This is a genomic window from Polaromonas sp. P4_F4 (assembly GCF_056401355.1).
In genome coordinates this window covers 48,904-65,276 of record NZ_JBFUJO010000023.1, presented here as the reverse complement: position 1 = coordinate 65,276, position 16,373 = coordinate 48,904, and the positions used below count along the sequence as shown (strand labels likewise).

16 protein-coding genes and 1 pseudogene are annotated in these 16,373 nt (G+C 59.3%); 7 read left to right on the top strand and 10 right to left on the bottom strand.

All coding sequences use genetic code 11. The annotated features are described in order from the left end of the window. The first annotated feature begins 42 nt into the window (after positions 1-42). The 5 genes and pseudogenes from AC1DUR_RS20565 to AC1DUR_RS20545 form a co-directional block, all read left to right on the top strand. Entirely contained in the window at positions 43-615 is a 573-nt protein-coding gene (locus AC1DUR_RS20565; protein WP_477720494.1) for a YceI family protein, read from the top strand. A gap of 132 nt (positions 616-747) precedes the next feature. Further along, on the top strand, positions 748-1,284 hold the full coding sequence (locus AC1DUR_RS20560; protein ID WP_477720493.1) for a cytochrome b: 537 nt from the start codon (positions 748-750) through the stop codon (positions 1,282-1,284). Positions 1,285-1,289: 5 nt separating this feature from the next. Beyond that, positions 1,290-1,859 (top strand): YceI family protein, encoded by a 570-nt coding sequence (locus AC1DUR_RS20555; protein ID WP_477720492.1) that lies wholly within the window; start codon positions 1,290-1,292, stop codon positions 1,857-1,859. A gap of 260 nt (positions 1,860-2,119) precedes the next feature. Next, positions 2,120-3,271 carry an ABC transporter substrate-binding protein gene (locus AC1DUR_RS20550; RefSeq protein ID WP_477720491.1) on the top strand — a complete coding sequence of 384 codons (1,152 nt, stop codon included), beginning with the start codon at positions 2,120-2,122 and terminating at the stop codon, positions 3,269-3,271. Between the two features lie 23 nt (positions 3,272-3,294). Then, positions 3,295-3,618 (top strand): annotated as a pseudogene (locus AC1DUR_RS20545) (S-(hydroxymethyl)glutathione dehydrogenase); the annotation flags it as partial. Positions 3,619-3,750: 132 nt separating this feature from the next. Here AC1DUR_RS20545 and AC1DUR_RS20540 read toward each other — a convergent pair. Both AC1DUR_RS20540 and AC1DUR_RS20535 read right to left on the bottom strand, forming a co-directional pair. After that, a complete protein-coding gene (locus tag AC1DUR_RS20540; RefSeq protein WP_477720490.1) occupies positions 3,751-4,413 on the bottom strand; it encodes a TetR/AcrR family transcriptional regulator in 663 nt (220 codons plus the stop codon). Positions 4,414-4,649: 236 nt separating this feature from the next. After that, positions 4,650-5,063, bottom strand: coding sequence for a (R)-mandelonitrile lyase (locus AC1DUR_RS20535; RefSeq protein WP_477720489.1), 414 nt, complete (start codon positions 5,061-5,063; stop codon positions 4,650-4,652). A 520-nt stretch (positions 5,064-5,583) separates the two neighbouring features. Here AC1DUR_RS20535 and AC1DUR_RS20530 point away from each other — a divergent pair. After that, the gene (locus AC1DUR_RS20530) at positions 5,584-6,207 is read left to right on the top strand and encodes a tyrosine-type recombinase/integrase (RefSeq protein WP_477720488.1); all 624 of its coding nucleotides are present in this window, start codon (positions 5,584-5,586) and stop codon (positions 6,205-6,207) included. Positions 6,208-6,455: 248 nt separating this feature from the next. Here the strand turns inward: AC1DUR_RS20530 and AC1DUR_RS20525 are convergent, their stop codons facing one another. Next, a complete protein-coding gene (locus AC1DUR_RS20525) occupies positions 6,456-7,904 on the bottom strand; it encodes an IS1182 family transposase (protein WP_477720487.1) in 1,449 nt (482 codons plus the stop codon). Between the two features lie 271 nt (positions 7,905-8,175). Here AC1DUR_RS20525 and AC1DUR_RS20520 point away from each other — a divergent pair, with 271 nt between their 5' ends. Beyond that, positions 8,176-9,099 (top strand): DUF3616 domain-containing protein, encoded by a 924-nt coding sequence (locus AC1DUR_RS20520; protein WP_477720486.1) that lies wholly within the window; start codon positions 8,176-8,178, stop codon positions 9,097-9,099. Positions 9,100-9,513: 414 nt separating this feature from the next. Here AC1DUR_RS20520 and AC1DUR_RS20515 read toward each other — a convergent pair whose 3' ends face one another. From AC1DUR_RS20515 to AC1DUR_RS20485, 7 genes are all read right to left on the bottom strand, one after another. After that, positions 9,514-9,792, bottom strand: coding sequence for a hypothetical protein (locus tag AC1DUR_RS20515; RefSeq protein WP_198140946.1), 279 nt, complete (start codon positions 9,790-9,792; stop codon positions 9,514-9,516). Positions 9,793-9,894: 102 nt separating this feature from the next. After that, positions 9,895-10,746, bottom strand: coding sequence for an amidohydrolase family protein (locus AC1DUR_RS20510; protein ID WP_477720485.1), 852 nt, complete (start codon positions 10,744-10,746; stop codon positions 9,895-9,897). A gap of 93 nt (positions 10,747-10,839) precedes the next feature. Then, entirely contained in the window at positions 10,840-11,865 is a 1,026-nt protein-coding gene (locus AC1DUR_RS20505) for a Gfo/Idh/MocA family protein (protein WP_477720484.1), read from the bottom strand. A 2-nt stretch (positions 11,866-11,867) separates the two neighbouring features. Beyond that, on the bottom strand, positions 11,868-12,980 hold the full coding sequence (locus tag AC1DUR_RS20500) for an ABC transporter ATP-binding protein (protein WP_477720483.1): 1,113 nt from the start codon (positions 12,978-12,980) through the stop codon (positions 11,868-11,870). Positions 12,981-13,022: 42 nt separating this feature from the next. Beyond that, complete coding sequence (locus AC1DUR_RS20495; RefSeq protein ID WP_477720482.1) at positions 13,023-13,874, bottom strand: carbohydrate ABC transporter permease; 852 nt, start codon at positions 13,872-13,874, stop codon at positions 13,023-13,025. Between the two features lie 2 nt (positions 13,875-13,876). After that, entirely contained in the window at positions 13,877-14,851 is a 975-nt protein-coding gene (locus AC1DUR_RS20490) for a carbohydrate ABC transporter permease (RefSeq protein ID WP_477720481.1), read from the bottom strand. Positions 14,852-14,872: 21 nt separating this feature from the next. Further along, entirely contained in the window at positions 14,873-16,195 is a 1,323-nt protein-coding gene (locus tag AC1DUR_RS20485; protein ID WP_477720480.1) for an ABC transporter substrate-binding protein, read from the bottom strand. Positions 16,196-16,373 lie beyond the last annotated feature (178 nt).

Sequence of the window (16,373 nt, the reverse complement as noted above, 5' to 3'; positions counted from 1 at the left end):
CCGGCGCCGCAAGGCGGTGCTGGCATCTAGGATACTTTCAACATGATCCACTCATTACTTCGACTCGCCGTTCTGACGCCGGCACTCCTCCTGAATGCCGCTCACGCTGGATGGGAGATTGATCCGTCCCACACCCATGTGAGCTTCCAGGTGTCGCATCTCGGAATCAGCAACACCCCAGGAATCTTCCGGAAAGTGGAAGGGCGTGTGACTTACGACGACAAGAACGTCGAGGCATCGAGCGTCGCGATCACCATCGACGCGGCATCGATCGATACCGTCGACGGCGCGCGCGATGGCGATCTGCGCAGCGCGGCCTGGTTCGATGCGGAGAAGAACCCGAAGATCAACTTTGTCTCAACGTCGGTTCGTCGTGTCGATGACAAGAACTATGTCATTTCCGGCAACTTGACCATTCGCGGCAAGACGCTTCCGGTGGACTTCAACACGGTGCTGACGAACCGCGCCGTGAATCCCTTCCTCAAGATTCCGATGGTCGGCTTCGTTGGCAATGCCAAGATCAAACGCAGTGACTTTGGCATGTCGCAGTATCCAGCGGTGATTGCCGACGAGGTCGAGCTGAAGATTGCGCTCGAGTTGCTTCAGAAACCGTGACGACCCGGACCCTCTGGCCGCGCAGGATCTGGTCTGGGGTACGCGCCGCGCGTCTGTGCGGTGAGTACCCCTGATGAGCCCGCTCACGTCAGAGGTCTATCCGACGACAGTTAACTCACCTGAAGGAATTCCATGCGCTATTACGGCAGTATCGCCATCGTTCTGCACTGGGTGCTTGCTTTGGCACTTGTCGGGTGCTTCTGTCTCGGGTTCTACATGACCGAGCTACCGATATCGCCCGGGCGACTGCGACTCTACAACTGGCACAAGTGGGTCGGTATCACGATCTTGTCCTTGTCGTTATTGCGATTGCTGTGGCGCTTGACACACCGACCGCCAGAGCATATTCGCATGCCGTCCTGGCAGAAAGGGATGGTGCGCGGTGTTCATGGCTTGCTGTACCTGCTGTTCGTGGCCGTGCCAGTCGCAGGCTGGGCCTACAGTTCGGCCGCCGGGTTTTCCATCGTCGTTTTTGGCGTTCTTCCCCTGCCGGACTTCGTGCCGGTGGACAAGGCGCTGGCAGAGGCTATCAAGCCCTGGCACGAGGGGCTCGCGTGGGCGATGGCATTACTCGCTATAGCGCACATCGGCGCAGCGCTCAAGCACCAATTCATAGACCGCGATGGCCTCCTGTCGCGAATGTGGTTCAACCCTATTCCAAGAGAGTGATCAATATGAAAGCCTGTCTTCCCGGCGTAATTTTGACCTTACTCGCGGCCACCTCGGCCTCCCCAACGTCGGCCCAACAAAGCCTAATTCCAGCACAAAGTGAAATCGCCTTCACGAGCACGCAGATGGGTGTGCCCGTGCATGGCAAGTTCAGGAGTTTCAATGCTCAGGTCGCATTTGATCCGAAAAAGCTCGAAACCAGCAAGATTGCATTCACCATCGATGTTGGCAGCGTCTCGTTAGGCGTGGCTGAGCTGGACGCCGAGGTGGCCAAACCTGCCTGGTTCGATGCCAAACGGTTTCCACAAGCGACGTACCAGAGCATCACCGTAAAAGAGGCCGGGAACGGCAAATTCGATGTCGTCGGCAAGCTAACAATAAAAGGCGCCGTCCGCGACCTCGTGGTGCCCGTTGCCATGGCGCAGACCACGGCTGGCACAAATGCGACTGGTGTCTTTGTGATCAAGCGCCTCGATTTCGGCATTGGCGATGGTGATTGGAAGGATACGTCACTGGTGAGCAACGAGGTGCAGGTTAAGTTCAAGCTTCTCCTGGCCGGAACTGCCGCGAAGTGACGCGGCCCCGGTCGCAGGCCGCCTCGGTTCGGCCCCGTCTTTACGACAAATTCATCGGTTCATGAAAATTAATAATTCGCAATTTCTGCGATGACCGCGAAAGCGGATAACAACCCAAACCTTATCCCGCGCGCAGTGGCGTGACCTGGGGAGATCTTGTTTCGCATGTTTCCGCAAGGCGCCGAGCCAGCCGATCCCGACGCGCTGGGCGGCCTGATCTCGTTCGAGGGCGTAACGCCCAAACACTATTGGTACAGCTTATGTATTTTCAAACCCTGCGGCGAGCTATTCCTGCCGCATTTCTCTTGCTAAATGCTGTCGCAGGCGTCTGCTTTTCTGCAGATGATTCGGTCAACATACCCAATCAAGTTGTGATCGGTCGCGTCTCACCCTTAGGCTCGCCCGCCTTTGGTGCAATGGCTAAACAGCGGGCCGCAGGAGCCGATGCGTACATTGCGAGCGTCAATGCCAGGGGTGGAATCGCCGGTCGCCGCATTGTGGTGAGGGACCGGGACGATCAGTACGAAGCAATCCGGGCGGCGCAGGAGGTTCAGTCCCTGATCGAAGTCGACAAGGTTTTGGCGTTGCTTGGGGCATTCGGCACGCCGACACTGCCAACAGTCATTGAACATGTTGAAAACGCGCGCGTGCCTCTAGTGGGTGCGGCAAGCATCTCGGATGAGGCACGTAAGCCTGCTCGTCGCTTCGTTTTTCCCGTAAGGATTTCTGCGCATCACGAGGCGACCACTACCGTGAGACACCAGGCCACGATAGGCGCTCGGCGTTTCACCGTGCTTTCGAGCAAGGAGGCATTTGGCCCCTCTGGTGCAAAAGCATATGCCGACGCGGTACGCGATGCGAAGTTGCCTTTGGAGGAAATCTCATTCAGCGCATCGGATGACCCAAAGCTCATCGCCGAGAAGATAAATAACAGCCGGCCGGACGTGATTTTTCTATCGATTATTCCCAAATTTTTTGCGCCTGTGGCGAAAGAATACCGCGCCATCAAAGGACATGCGAGGATGTTCGGCCTGTCAGTCATCAGAATAGAGGATCTGCATGCCGAACTGAGGCAACTATCGGAGGGAATTGCTCTTTCGCAGGCCGTTCCCTGGCCACTGAGTCCAACATCTCCATTGGCTATCGAGTACCGCGCGGCGCTGTCGTCGCACCTCCCCTCAGAGGCGCCGTCATACAACGGCATGGAAGGTTTCCTGGAAGCCAAAGTGCTGGTGGAGGGCCTTAGGCGTACTCGCCCGCCCCTGACTCGATCGAGCCTCGCCAGTGCTCTTGAAACCTTCAAACCCTATGAGATGGGTGATATCTCAGTGCACTACGGGTCTGCAAATCGTACGGGGTCAACCTACATAGAACTGGTCTTGCTCGGCGCAAATGGGAAACTCACCCGGTAGGTCATCGTCGGTCGTAAGGCCGGATAGGCAACACGCAGGTGATGTGCCAGGCGCTGGAATGCACACACAAGGGCTGGGGCCGCAGCATCATCATCATCGGCGTGGCCGAAGCCGGCGCCGAGATCAGCACCCGGCCCTTCCAGCTGGTTACCGGCCGCAAGTGGGAAGGCTCGGCCTTCGGCGGCGCGCGCGGTCGCACCGATATGCCCAAGATCGTCGATTGGTACATGGAAGGCAAGATCAACATCGATGACCTGATCACGCACACCATGCCGCTGGAGGACATCAACAAGGGTTTTGACCTGATGAAAAGCGGCGAATCGATTCGCGGCGTCGTGATTTACTGATCCTTGCTACCTCATCCTGTTTTTCCAGGAGCTGGCAACATCAGCGAATAAATCTGTGCATCCCTAGGCGGGAAGCCGCCGCAGGCAGAGACTGAGGCATTTAGCAGAATGCCCGGCGGTCGTGATGTCGGATTATGCCGCGGCTTTTATTTTCGGCCGAACCGTGCTGCTTCGCTTGCGTGCGGAGGGCGCAGCAGCCAAAGGGGTCTTCTCGGCCGGCGTCGAGCGCGCGCGCGACCGCTTTCCATAGGCGAGATGCAGGCCGGTCAGTACCAGGCGGACCAAGTCGCCCGACGTGGGGCCGGTCTTGAAGCCCGCCGCCGAGCCGTAGGTCAGCCCGAAGACGACGCCGCCCAGAGCCTCGGAATCGGCTGGTTCGGCGCCTTGCGGAAACATGCGAAACAAGATCTCCCCCAGGCCACGCCACTGCGCGCGAAATAGATTGGAGTGGCGCTCCCCGAAGGTCTGGTCACGTCGCGCACGCCGAAACAGCTCCAGCGCGAGCATCCCCCAGGTCGGATCGGCAGACCGGTTGACGGACCAGTTGCTGATGACCTCGATCATCTCCAGGGGATCGCGAACCTCGCGCAACAAGTCGGCGATCTCGGACACATCCTGTAGCGAATGCGTCTCCAGCAGCTCGAGGATGATTTCCTCTTTACTGTCGAAGTTGGAGTAAAACGCCCCCTTGCTGAAGCCCGCCTCTTCGGCGATGCGGTCAACCGACGCGTTTTCGTAACCCTCGCGCGCCACGACTGCTCGTGCAGACGCCAGCAATTTCGTGCGCGTGAGCATGCGGCTTTCTTCTCTGGTCAGGCGTGCCAATGTATGCCTTTCTTTGCTTCGAACCGAAAATTATCTCATCCCGATACGGACAGTATGCACGCGGCAGCCCAGAAAACCATAAATTCGGGCCCTTGCTTCTGCCACCGCCAGTTGAAGCCATTGATTTTGAGCACCGCATACCGGTTAGCAAGACTGCCGTGAAAAGCTTGCGCATAGGCAATCAGGCGGAGTGATTGCTTGGGCGGTCAGGCGGTCACGAGCGGACCGTCTTGGTACTGCTCGTCGGTAACCGGCTCCATCCATTCGACGTTCTTGCCATCGACCATCTCGGTGATCGCCAGGTGGGACATCGCTGTGGTGATGGCAGCTCCATGCCAGTGGCGCTTGCGACAGGGACACCAGACCACGTCGCCGGCGCGAATCTCGGTGCGTGCTCCGCCCTCGCACTGCGTCCACCCTACGCCAGAGAGAACGACGAGGGTCTGGCCGGCCGGGTGGAAGTGCCAGTTGGTGCGTGCGCCTGGCTCGAAGATCACGATGGATCCACCAGAACGACCTTCGCCGTCCGCCTGGAACGGACTATCGATGCGGACCGTGCCAGTGAAATACGAGGCCGGCGCCTTGGCGGATGGCTTGGATCCATTGCGGATGATCTTCATGAACAAGTCCTGAGTTTTGCGGGCGGGTGATCGCCCTCGGATTTCGGAAAACTATAGGTGGTGCCTGCTCCAAGCAGAAGGCCTGTGCCCTACTACCATCGGGCGGCGCGACCGCACCAAGACCTTCAGCACTGCAGATCTGCTTTGCCATCAGGTGCGCCAAAACAGCTGGGCTTGCTCGTGGGGCGCTGCGCAATCAGCGGCGAATTCTCCACGTCGGCCCGACATGAATTGCATTGCAGTGACGGGGCCCCAATTGTTCCCAAGACCCTGCTTGAGTTGTGCAACCGCTGACTCCATGGCTGGTTCACCATCAACAGCCACCAAGATCACATTCGCACACAGCTGCAGATGCTGGTAATCATTGACCATAAAATGTCGGCTTCGGAGAAGAATCGGCGACTCCTTGGGGCACATTGCCGCAGGTGGCCACGGTCCGCATTCCTGCCGCAAAAAATGTGCTTGCGCTTCCGGGCGATCAGCCCACAGTCGGACTCCCTCAATCAAGAAGGAGTCCACCATGGAAAACACCACAGACCACGAACAACACGCCCCCTGGAACAAGGGCGTGATCGTCGGACAAAAATCTCCATTCAAATTGAAGGAGATTTGGGCTATTCGGGTCCGCCTTCAACTTCAACACCGAGTTCGTGAACTCGCCATGTTCGACTTGGGATTGGACAGCAAACTGCGAGCCTGTGACCTGGTAAAGATGCGAGTGCGCGACATCTGCCATGGCGAACGCGTAGCGCCCCGAGCAACCGTGATGCAGCAAAAGACCTCGCGACCCGTTCAATTCGAAATTACCCAACCGACCCGTGACGCAGTCAGCGACTGGATCAAAGAGGCCAAACTTGGGCAGGACGAATACTTGTTCCCCAGTCGCATTCATGATTCCCCTCACATTGGAACCCGTCAATACGCCCGCATCGTTGATTCCTGGGTCACAGCGATTGGGCTGAATCCTTCCGAATACGGGACACATTCAATGCGGCGAACCAAAGCATCCTTGATCTACCGACGGACAAAAAATCTTCAGGCAGTGCAACTGCTTCTTGGCCACACCAAGCTGGAGAGCACCGTACGCTACCTTGGTATTGAGGTGGATGATGCTCTGGAGATGGCCGAGCAAACTGAGATTTAATCGGTAGTAGCTGCCCGGCAACAAAAACCGCGTGTTCGCTGGGCTGCCAGAAAGCGGGTACTGGCGGGCGTCGGGTTACGCTGGAGGCTGTGTGATAACGCATCGGCAAGCCGTATCATCATCGCGCGCTCCACGATTTCTCGGGTGCGTCAGATTTTCTTAATTAATGTTGTACCGCAGACCCTATACGGGAACCCTATGGGTCGTTGGACGGCCAGTATTGGCGGATCTGCGATCTAAATAGATGCCTATGCACCCACCAGTTGCATTGCCTTCATCGTCTTCGCAAAGCCAAGAATGCGGATGACACGTTTGAGGTTGTAAGCCAGCACGCTCAAGCTCATTTCCGTTGCCACGTTGTGCATGCCCCGCGTGAGGAAGTGCGTCCAGCCCATCCAGTGCTTGAGCGTTCCAAAGACATGTTCAACAGTGCTCTTGCGCACCGTCATGGCCTTTGGCATACGATCCAGACGCTGCTGCACCTTGTCCATCACCGCCTCATGCTCCCAGCGCCTTATGCGCCGGTAGTCACTGGGAGTGCATTGCGCCTTGATTGCGCATCCAATACACGAGCTGCTCCAGTAGGTACGAATCTGCATTCCCTTCTCGTCGCTTGTAAAGCGGTGGATGGCACGCTGCCCTGCAGGGCATTGGTACTCGTCATCGCGGGTGATGTAGATGAAGTCTGATTTGTCGAAACGCCCCTCGGCTTTGGCGCCTGACGTCATGGGCTTGGGAACAATTGCTGCGATCCCCGCATCCTCGCAAGCCTTGAGCTCCGTGCCACTGTAATACCCGCGGTCAGCGATAGCTTTCAATTTTCGCTTGCCCATGGCTTCGCGTGCAGCCAGTGCGATCTGACTCAGCTGTGACCTGTCGCTGCCGTTGTTCGTAACTTCATGCGCCACGATCAAGTGGTTCTTGGTGTCTACCGCTGTTTGTATGTTGTAGCCCACCATGGCTGTGCCCTTGGCGCTGTAGGTGGTCATGGCCCGTGCGTCCGGGTCGGTCTGGGAGAGTTGTCGATCCGGTAGGGTTTCTAGCTGTGCCTTGACAGCCTGCAGGTCTTGCATGCGTTGGCGCATCTTCTGGATCTTGCCTTGTAAGCGCTCCGTCTTGGCCTGCATCTCTGTGGGTTGGGTGCGGTCGGCTGTTTCCAGGGCGTCCAGGTAGCGCTGGATGCTTTCTTCGAGTTCGCGTTCACGCCGCTCGATCTTTCCGGGCGTGTAGTTGCGCTCCCGGTTGTTGACGGCCTTGAACTTGCTGCCATCGATGGCCACCACCGCTTCGCTAAATAACTTCAGCTCACGGCATAACAGCACAAAGCGCCGACACACATTGCGGATACCTTTGCCGTTATCACGACGGAAGTCCGCAATGGTCTTGAAGTCAGGGGCCAAGCGCCCGGTCAGCCACATCAGTTCCACATTTCGCTGACATTCGCGCTCCAGGCGGCGACTGGACTGGATGCGGTTGAGGTAACCGTAGAGGTAGAGTTTCAACAGCACTGATGGGTGGTACGAAGGTCGACCCGTTGCAGCCGGGGTTGCCCCCGCGAAACCCAGGGCCACCATATCCAACTCACCTATGAACGCATCAACCACCCGAACGGTGTTGTCTTCAGTGATGAAGTCGTCCAAGCACTCCGGTAGCAGCGTGACTTGTTGCCGATCCGCTCCCACAATGAATCTCGCCATATCCAACCCTCCGTACGGTTCGATATGTGACAGCAAATTTCATGCACGGTTCAAGGGGTTTTCACACAGCCTCGCTGCATTACGGGCACTCAAGCAAGAAGCATTGGCTGGCCGGCTTGAGTTACGTCCAAGTCCCTCCCAACACCGCAACACGTCCTCACGTTTTCCACTCCTGCGCCAATCAGCCAGCCATGGGGGACCTGCGGTAAATGCGCTTCTTCCCCTGTATTTCCCATACCCCAAACACTCACCGTAAGTCACAATGACCGTCATGACGCCGAACACCACTCCCATGTTCCTGCCCCTGACCGGTCTTTATGAGCCCTCTGCCATCCAGCAGCTTCCGGACGGGCGTTTTTTGGCGGTTGAAGATGAAAAGGGGCATTCGTTCAGTCTGGTCACCATCAACGCCGACGGAGATGTCAGCAGCAAGTCGCTGAGCCCTGGCTGGTTTCATGGCGGTGACCCGATCTGGAAGCTGGACGATCTGGAGGGGCTGGCGCTTGACAGCCAGGGCTACCTTTACGCCGTTACTTCGCATTCACGCGATGACGACGGCGATGAACAGAAGGGGCGTGAAAAACTGGCCCGTTTCCGAATCGAAAAAGACCGGATAGTCGAGCCCGTAGTGACTGGCGGGCTGAAGCGCGCGCTGGTCGAGGCGCATCCCCTCTTGGCAGCCGCTGCGCAAGTCAAGGACGTTAAGGCGGGCGCTGGGCTCAACATCGAGGCGCTGGAGATCACGCCAGACCAGCAGCGCCTGCTGATTGGATTTCGCAGTCCCTTGCAGGGCAGTCATGCCATCATCGCCAGCGTTGAAAATCCTTCTGCGATTTTTGAAGCAGACGCAGCACCGCAGGTGTCAAGTACGCTGCAGGCGCTGGACCTGGGCGGGCACGGGATTCGCGGTATGTCCTACATGGCTTCGCTCAATGGCTACCTGGTCATCAGCGGCCCCGCCTCACGCGAGAAAGATGAATTTGCGCTCTGGTTCTGGAGCGGGCAGCCAGCTGCGTCGGCGCGCCGCGTCACGGTGCCAGGCTTGCAGGGTTTCGAGCGCGCAGAAGGGGTGAGCCCGGCTGTCACCGATGGCGTGCTGCGCATCGTCATCGTCAGCGATGACGGTAGCCGCAAAGAAGGGCGCTTCGCCCGTTTTGTGCTGCTTGACCCTGGGCAACTGCAGATCGCGCCCTGACGCTGTCAATGCGGGCAAGAAGCCATCAGTGTTCTTCGCTCAGACAAGCCAAACCAGGGAAACGGCAACAGGTCGACCTTGATGGGTCGCTCGCGCACGACTGGTTGCTGCAAAAATAATAGCTGCTCGCGCCCGTATTCATTGGGCCAGAGCATTAAATTGTTACATTTTTGACTGAAACACCAGTCCCGCATGTGTGCGCATGGAGACATTGACCGAGGTGATATTCCTGAGCCCAAATCGCTGACGAAGGCGGAATGGCGAAATCTCGCATCACACTTAAAAACGGGATTGAGCGTCCTGTAATCGTCATGGATGTTTCCCTTGACTGACAACGGCAATGTCCAGCGCCCTGCGGTTCACATGCCAGGGCGCATCCCAAATCGGGGCAAGGGGCGGGAAATCAACGGTCTGTCAGGCCTTCGGATAGGCGGGCATGTCAAATCCTGCCTTGCCGGGGGCTTTGAAAAAATCCGTTGCGGCGCTGTCGTTCAATGCCCACAGCGGCGGGCGAACCGCGCCCCACCGAGGATAGTTTGAAAGCCCGGCGACGACCCGCTTCATGGCGGGGATCATGGGCATCGCCTCGAAGATTTGTCGAACAACGTCGGCCTTGGCCTGAAGCTCTTCGCCCGTCGCGGTACTCCAGTTCTTCTCATAGACAGCGCGGATGCCCGCCGGGTTCATGTTCACGGTGGCACTGGTACAGCCTGCGGCGCCGAGCGGCAAGGCCTTGGACGGCGTTGACTCACTGGCCGGGAATACGTCAAAGCTCAGACGGGAACCGTCCAGGGCTCATGCGAACTGGTACAGCCTTGCCGGGTTGTCTACCAGTATGCGATGGCGGGCCGCCTCGTCGGGTACGACTTCGGACAGCAAATCGATCAAATGGGCGTCGTCTGGATAGCCTTTGTCTTTTTCGGTGGGGTGCGGCCAGTCGCTTCCCCAGACCACACGTTCGGGCGCTTCCCGGGCGTAGAGGGTCGCCACTTGCACGCTGTCTGAATAGGACGGGTAGCCGACGTTGGACTCGTTGTAGAACCCGGAAAGTTTGACATAGGCTTTGCCCCGCTGAAGCAGTCCACGAATCATGGCGAAGGTGGGGTGGTTGACAGCGCCCGGTTGCGGCACACGGCCCAGGTGGTCGAACACCACGGGAACGGGCAGATCGCTCCAGACTGATCTGGCATCGAGTAGCGCTGCCGCCGGTGCATTGAGCTGAATATGCCAGCCCATGGGCGCAACGCGCCGTGCCAGCGTGCGCACCATGTCGAGCGTGGTGGTGCCGGGAGGCGCCAGGTTGAACCGAATGCCGCGCACGCCAGCGTCGTGCAGTTGCTTGAGCCCGGCGTCGGTCACGCTGGTGTTGACGACAGCGACACCGCGTGCATTCCTCAGCCCGAATGCGGCGAGCGACTCGACCAGCAGGCGGTTGTCTACGCCATAGGTGGAGGGTTGCACGATCACGTTGCGGGTGGTGCCGATGCGCGCTTGCAGCGCGCGGTAGTCGGCGATCAAGGCGTCGGCAGGCCTGAGGGTGGCGTTCTCCGCTGCAGGGTAGCGCGCATCGTAAATATGGTGATGGCAGTCGATGGCGCCGGGGGGCACCCTGATGCCGGGAGCGTTCGAACCCGATGAGAATTTCATTTGTTGCCTTCGGATAGGTGGATGAGACCCACTCAAAGTGTCAATACATGGTGTGGTTGTCATGGCAAAAAAAGAGGGGTGGATTTGGCCGGGCTAGATGCGGGAGAAGCTGTAGATCTCCTCCACCAGGCGCAGCGTCTGGAGATTGTCTTGTGGGCTGGTCTCGAACGGTTTGCCATCACCCAGCGCATCAATGAAGTGACCGATGGTTGCGGCGTAGGATTCGGTGTAGCAGGCCGGCAGGTCGTAGTTGAGCTGTTCTGGCTGATCTCCCTGGCAGCGCAGCGAATCACCAGATAAGCGGATGCAGCCGCGCTCACCGACCAGCAACAGTTCATCAGATTTGGCCTCGGGTTCACCCCACACCCGCAGGTTGGCCAGAAGGCTCACCGCCGCACCGCTGGTGCTCTCGAAAACGAGCGACGCGCGGTCTTCTCCCGCCATGGCGCTGCAGCCCTTGCCCAGACGGGCATGCACCAGGCGCAGATCACCCAGCAGGAAACGCAGTGTGTCGATGTGGTGAATCAGGATCTCCATGACCAACGCGCGTTGGAGCGTCGCCACGAACGGCTGGCGGTCGAGGGCGGCATACCTGCCTTGTCCATCTGCAATGAGGCCCGAGGTCAAAAGGCTCATGTGCGCCTGTACCACCTGGCCGATGCGCTGCTCGTGCAGCCAGCGGGAGATCTGGCGGTAATAGGGTCTGAAGCGCCAGTTCTCATGCACCATCAGGCGCGTGCAGTCCTGGGTTTCGGCGACCAGTGCGCAAGCTTCTTCATAGGTCGGAGCCAGTGGCTTCTGGCATAGCACGGGCAGGCCGTGCCGCGCGGCCAGGCGCACCAGGTCCGCGTGGGTTTCGCGTGGCGCCGCCACATCCACGGCATCGAGGTCGCCCCGGCCGAGCATCTGTTCGGCGTTGGCGAAGACCTGGTCGATGCCAAAGGCGCTGGCTCGCGCTTGTGCCTGTGCCGTATGGGGGTCGGTGATGGACACCACCCGGGCGCGCGATGCGTGTTGCCGCCAGCCTGCCAGGTGATGCTGGGTGACCCAGCCTGCGCCGATGAGGCCGATCCGCAGCGGCTGGGCCTGGTGTGTCTGTGGTGTCTGTGTTGTGCCCATGCTTAATGATCCGTTGCCACAATGGCTTTCTCGCTGACCGCGTCAAACAGATAGATGGCCTCCGAAGCGCAGCTGAGGCCTACCGTGTCACCGACCCGGACTGATGTTTCGCGGTGCAGCCGCGCCGTGACCTCGCCCGCCTGGCGCTCCAGTTCGACGATCACAAGCGTTTCTGCACCCAGGGGTTCCACGCCGGACACCGTGCCCCGCAGTGATGCCTGCTCGCTGCCTGGCGTCGTGGCCAGCGACAGTTCTTCAGGCCGCACCCCCAGCAATACCTCGTCAGCGGCGCTGAATGAGACGCCTTTCCAGCGCTCCAGGGGCAGTGCGCAGCCGCCCACCATCGCGTGGCGCAGGCCATTGTGTTCACGCAATTGGGCCCGCACGATGTTCATCGGTGGGTTGCCCAGGAAGCGTGCAACGAAGGCATCGGCCGGTGCCCGGTACACGTCCAGTGGCCGACCGATCTGCGCCACGCGTCCTTTGTTCATGACGCAGATGCGCTGGCCCATGGTCATCGCCTCGACCTGGTCGTGCGTCACGTAAATCATGGTTGCGTTCAGGCGCTGGTGCAAGCGCACCAGTTCGTTGCGGGTGTTGACGCGCAAGGCCGCGTCCAGGTTGGACAGCGGTTCGTCGAACAGGAAAACCTTGGGCTCACGCACGATGGCGCGGCCCAGCGCCACGCGCTGGCGCTGGCCGCCTGACAGCGCAAAAGGCTTGCGCTCCAGCAACTCGTCCAGGCCGAGAATGCCGCAGGCTTTCTTGACCCTCGCGGCGATTTCGCTCTTGTCGACCTTGCGGCGCTTCAGGCCAAAACCCAGATTTTCAGCCACGGTCATGTGGGGGTAGAGCGCGTAAGACTGGAACACCATGGCGATATCGCGATCTTTGGCCGCGACCTCGTTGACTTCGCGGCCATCGATATCCAGCTGGCCTTTGGTGATCGATTCGAGGCCGGCAATCATGCGCAATGTGGTCGATTTGCCGCAGCCCGAGGGGCCGAGCAAGACCATGAATTCGCCGTCGTTCACAGTGAATGAGACGTCATTGACGGATGGAACGGGGGTGCCGCGGTAGCTTTTGCAGATATTTTTGAGAGTGACGGTAGCCAATTGGGTTTCTCCGTTGTGTGGGCAAGTGAACGATGAGCGGGCTTATTTCACGGCGCCAGCCGTCATCCCCTGAATGAGCTTTTCCGAGAAGAAGGCGTAGACAATCACGACCGGGATGATGGCGATCATCATTCCGGTGGCAATCATTCCGATGTCCTGGAAGTAGTCGCCCATGAAAGCGCGGATGCCGATGGGCAGTGTGCGCAGGCCCGGTTCGCTGACCAGCACCACCGCAAACAGGAATTCGTTCCACAGTTGAATGAAATTCAGGATGATGGTGGTGGCGATGGCGGGCATGCCCACCGGCAGAACGATCTTCCAGAAGATCTCGAAGTCTGAATAACCATCGATCTTGGCCGCGTCAAACAGGTCCTGCGGGATGCGGGCGAAGAAGCCTTCCAGCAGGTACACGGTCAACGGCAGCTGCAAACCGACATACACCAGGGTGAGACCCAGGCGCGTGTTGTACAGGTCGAATTCCACCAGCACCTGGAACAGGGAGATCAGGATGATCTGTGGTGGAAAGACGATGGAGCTGAACAGGGTGAAGTACACGAGCCGGTTGCCACGAAAGTTGTAGCGCGCCAGGCAGTGGGCAGCGGCCGCGCCGAACAGGGTCACGATGGCCACGGCCGCGCCCACCACCAGCGTGCTGTTCCAGAAATACTGCGCAAAATTGGAGTCAACCCAGGCGACACGGAATTTTTCCCAGTGCAGTGTTTGCGGCCAGGTAAAGTGCGCGGCGCTGATCTCGGACGTGGTGCGCAGCGACATCGAGCCAAGCCAGACGAAGGGCATTGCCGAGTACAGGGTGTACAGGACGATGACAGCCATCAGCCCGCCCTGCCGCAGCAGGCGCGAAGCCGAGTCGCCGAAGGAGTTGGATGCACGCATGTTTAGTATTCCAGACGCTCGCGACGGCGAAACAGCACATTGAAGAACACAACGAAGCCCACCACCACAAAGAACCACACCACGGCGATGGCCGACGGATAACCGAGATCGAAGGTGTTCCAGTTGAAGGCACGCTTGTAGACATAGGTGGACACCGTCTCGGTAGACCACACGGGTCCACCTTCGGTCATGATCCAGACCAGGTCAAACACCTTCATCTTGCCGATGAAGGCCAGGATGTAGAGGTTGAGCAGGGTGGGCCATAGCATGGGCACGATGACGTGCACCAGCTTGTCCCACCAGCCGCAGTTGTCGAGTTCAGCGGCTTCGAGCACCTCGGAGGGCAGTGAATGAAGGGCGGCGAGGCACACCACCATGTTGAAGCCCGCCCATTTCCAGGCATGTGTCACCATGAGCGAGGCCAGCGCGAACCGGGGGTCGCCGATCCAGGCCTGCGCCCAATGCCCCAAGCCGACGTTGCGCAGGGCGACGTTGACCACGCCCCAGTCGTAGTTGTAGATCCAGACCCACATGATGCCGACCACCACATAGGACAGCAGCACCGGCGTGAACCAGGCCACCCGCAGAAAGCGGGCGAACGGCACGCCCGCGTACAGACAGAGTGCCAGCAACAAACCGGTGATGACGTCGAGAAACGGTGCCACGGTGGACCAGATGGCCGTGTTGCGCACCGCCGCCAGAAAGGTGGCGTCACGGAACACCTCGGCGAAATGGGCCAGGCCCACGAAATCCGACGAGGCGATGTCGTTGATGATGAAAAAGCTGTTGTAGAACGTCCGCACCACGGGATAGGCCGTTAGCGCCGCGTACACCAGAAGCGCCGGCGCGAGAAACAGCATCAGGGTCGGCCATGAGGTGCGCCGCGAGTCAGCCTCGGGTGGCGCCAGCAAGGCGCCGAGTTTCGGGTGCCACCCGGGTTTTGGGGCGGGCAGGGCGTTCGAAATGGAATTGGACATGGACGGCGTCTCGGAAAAACTTCAGGAAGCCGCTTTGCAAGCTGCGTCCATCTGGGTGGCCGCGTCCTTGACGCTGATCAGACCGGCGGGAAAGGCGCGATTGAGTACCTGCGAAAAGGTGTCCCCGCACTTGCCGCTCATGTAGTGCAGCGGTGTGCCGATGAAGAATTTTGCGCCGATGCTGCGGTCTTGCAGGTCCTTGAAGTACTGCGCGTGAATGCTCTGTATGCGCGAAGGGTCCGTGCGCACGCCGGTCTGCAGCAGCACATCCTCCATCCACTTGTTGCCATTTTCCACAGTGGCGATCGAGTTGAGGAGCTTGCCCGCGCATTCCTTATTCTTGCTGCGCGAGTACATCACGTAGCTGCCACCGACGGCGAGTGTCTTGCACTCCGGGCATTTCGCATCGTTGATTGCCGGATACTTCATCAGGCCGAGTGGGAACCCTTGTGGCTGCCCCCCTTTTTCCGCTGAAACGAAAGCGCGGCCGGTGTACCAGCTGGCGATCGGGAACATCATGGCGCCCGGATTGGTGTGAAAGTAGTAGTGCGACTCGCCGAGCTTGAGCGTCGAAAAACTCTTCGGGTAGGCGCCGGCATCCACCAGCTCCTTGATCCAGTTCATGGTTTCGATGACACGCGGGTCAGTGAACGACAGCTTCCCCGTCAGCAAGGCGCGATAGTCGTCAAGCCCCAGTTTGCGCAGGAGCATCTCCTGAAGCAGGTAGGCGCCAGGGTAGGGGCGGTCGCCCACGCCTGAGGCCACCGGTGTGATGCCCGCGGCGGCGGACTTCTTCACCAGGTCCGTGAATTGCGCCTGCGACATCTGCAGGCCAGGCGGCGGCGTTACGCCGACTTTCTTCATCAGGTCCTTGTTGTAGTACAGCTCCACCGTGTAGGCCTCCACCGGCAGTCCGTAGACCTTGCCGTTATGGCTCCAGGACTGGCGCGCCCAGTCTTCCAGGTTGTTGAGGTTGATGTGGCTGTCCAGCGGCTCCAGGTAGCCGCTCTTCGCGAACGCAATTTCATCGGGCTCAAGCCAGAAGATGTCGGGTGCCTGCCCCGTTCGCACCGAGGTCTTGACCGACGCATAGAGGTCGGACTTCTGGACGAATTGAAGGTTGACTTTGCACTGCGGTGTGGCGGCCTCGAACTTTTTCACGCGCTCTTCGACAAAGCCGCGTTTGGACTGCTCGTCGGGCCAATGACTCCACATGGTGACGGTTTGCTGCGAGGTCTGGGCCAGCACTGGGCCAGCCAGGACGGCGCAAGCCAGCGCGCCTGCCAGAGCAGGCGCGAAGCGCTGGACGAAAACTGCGGAAGGAAGGAATCTGGGCAAAGGCATGGTTGTCTCCTGGCTGGGAAAGTTGTCTTATGTAAATGCTGGCTCGGCACTACACCGGGCGTTGGTGCCGCGTGGTGGTGTTTTCTCTGCTGTTTTCTCGGGTGTTTTGCAAGTTGTCTCCTCGTTGTTGGTGGGTGGTTTCGTTTGGTTGTGGAGCACCGAGCACCGAGCGCCGATT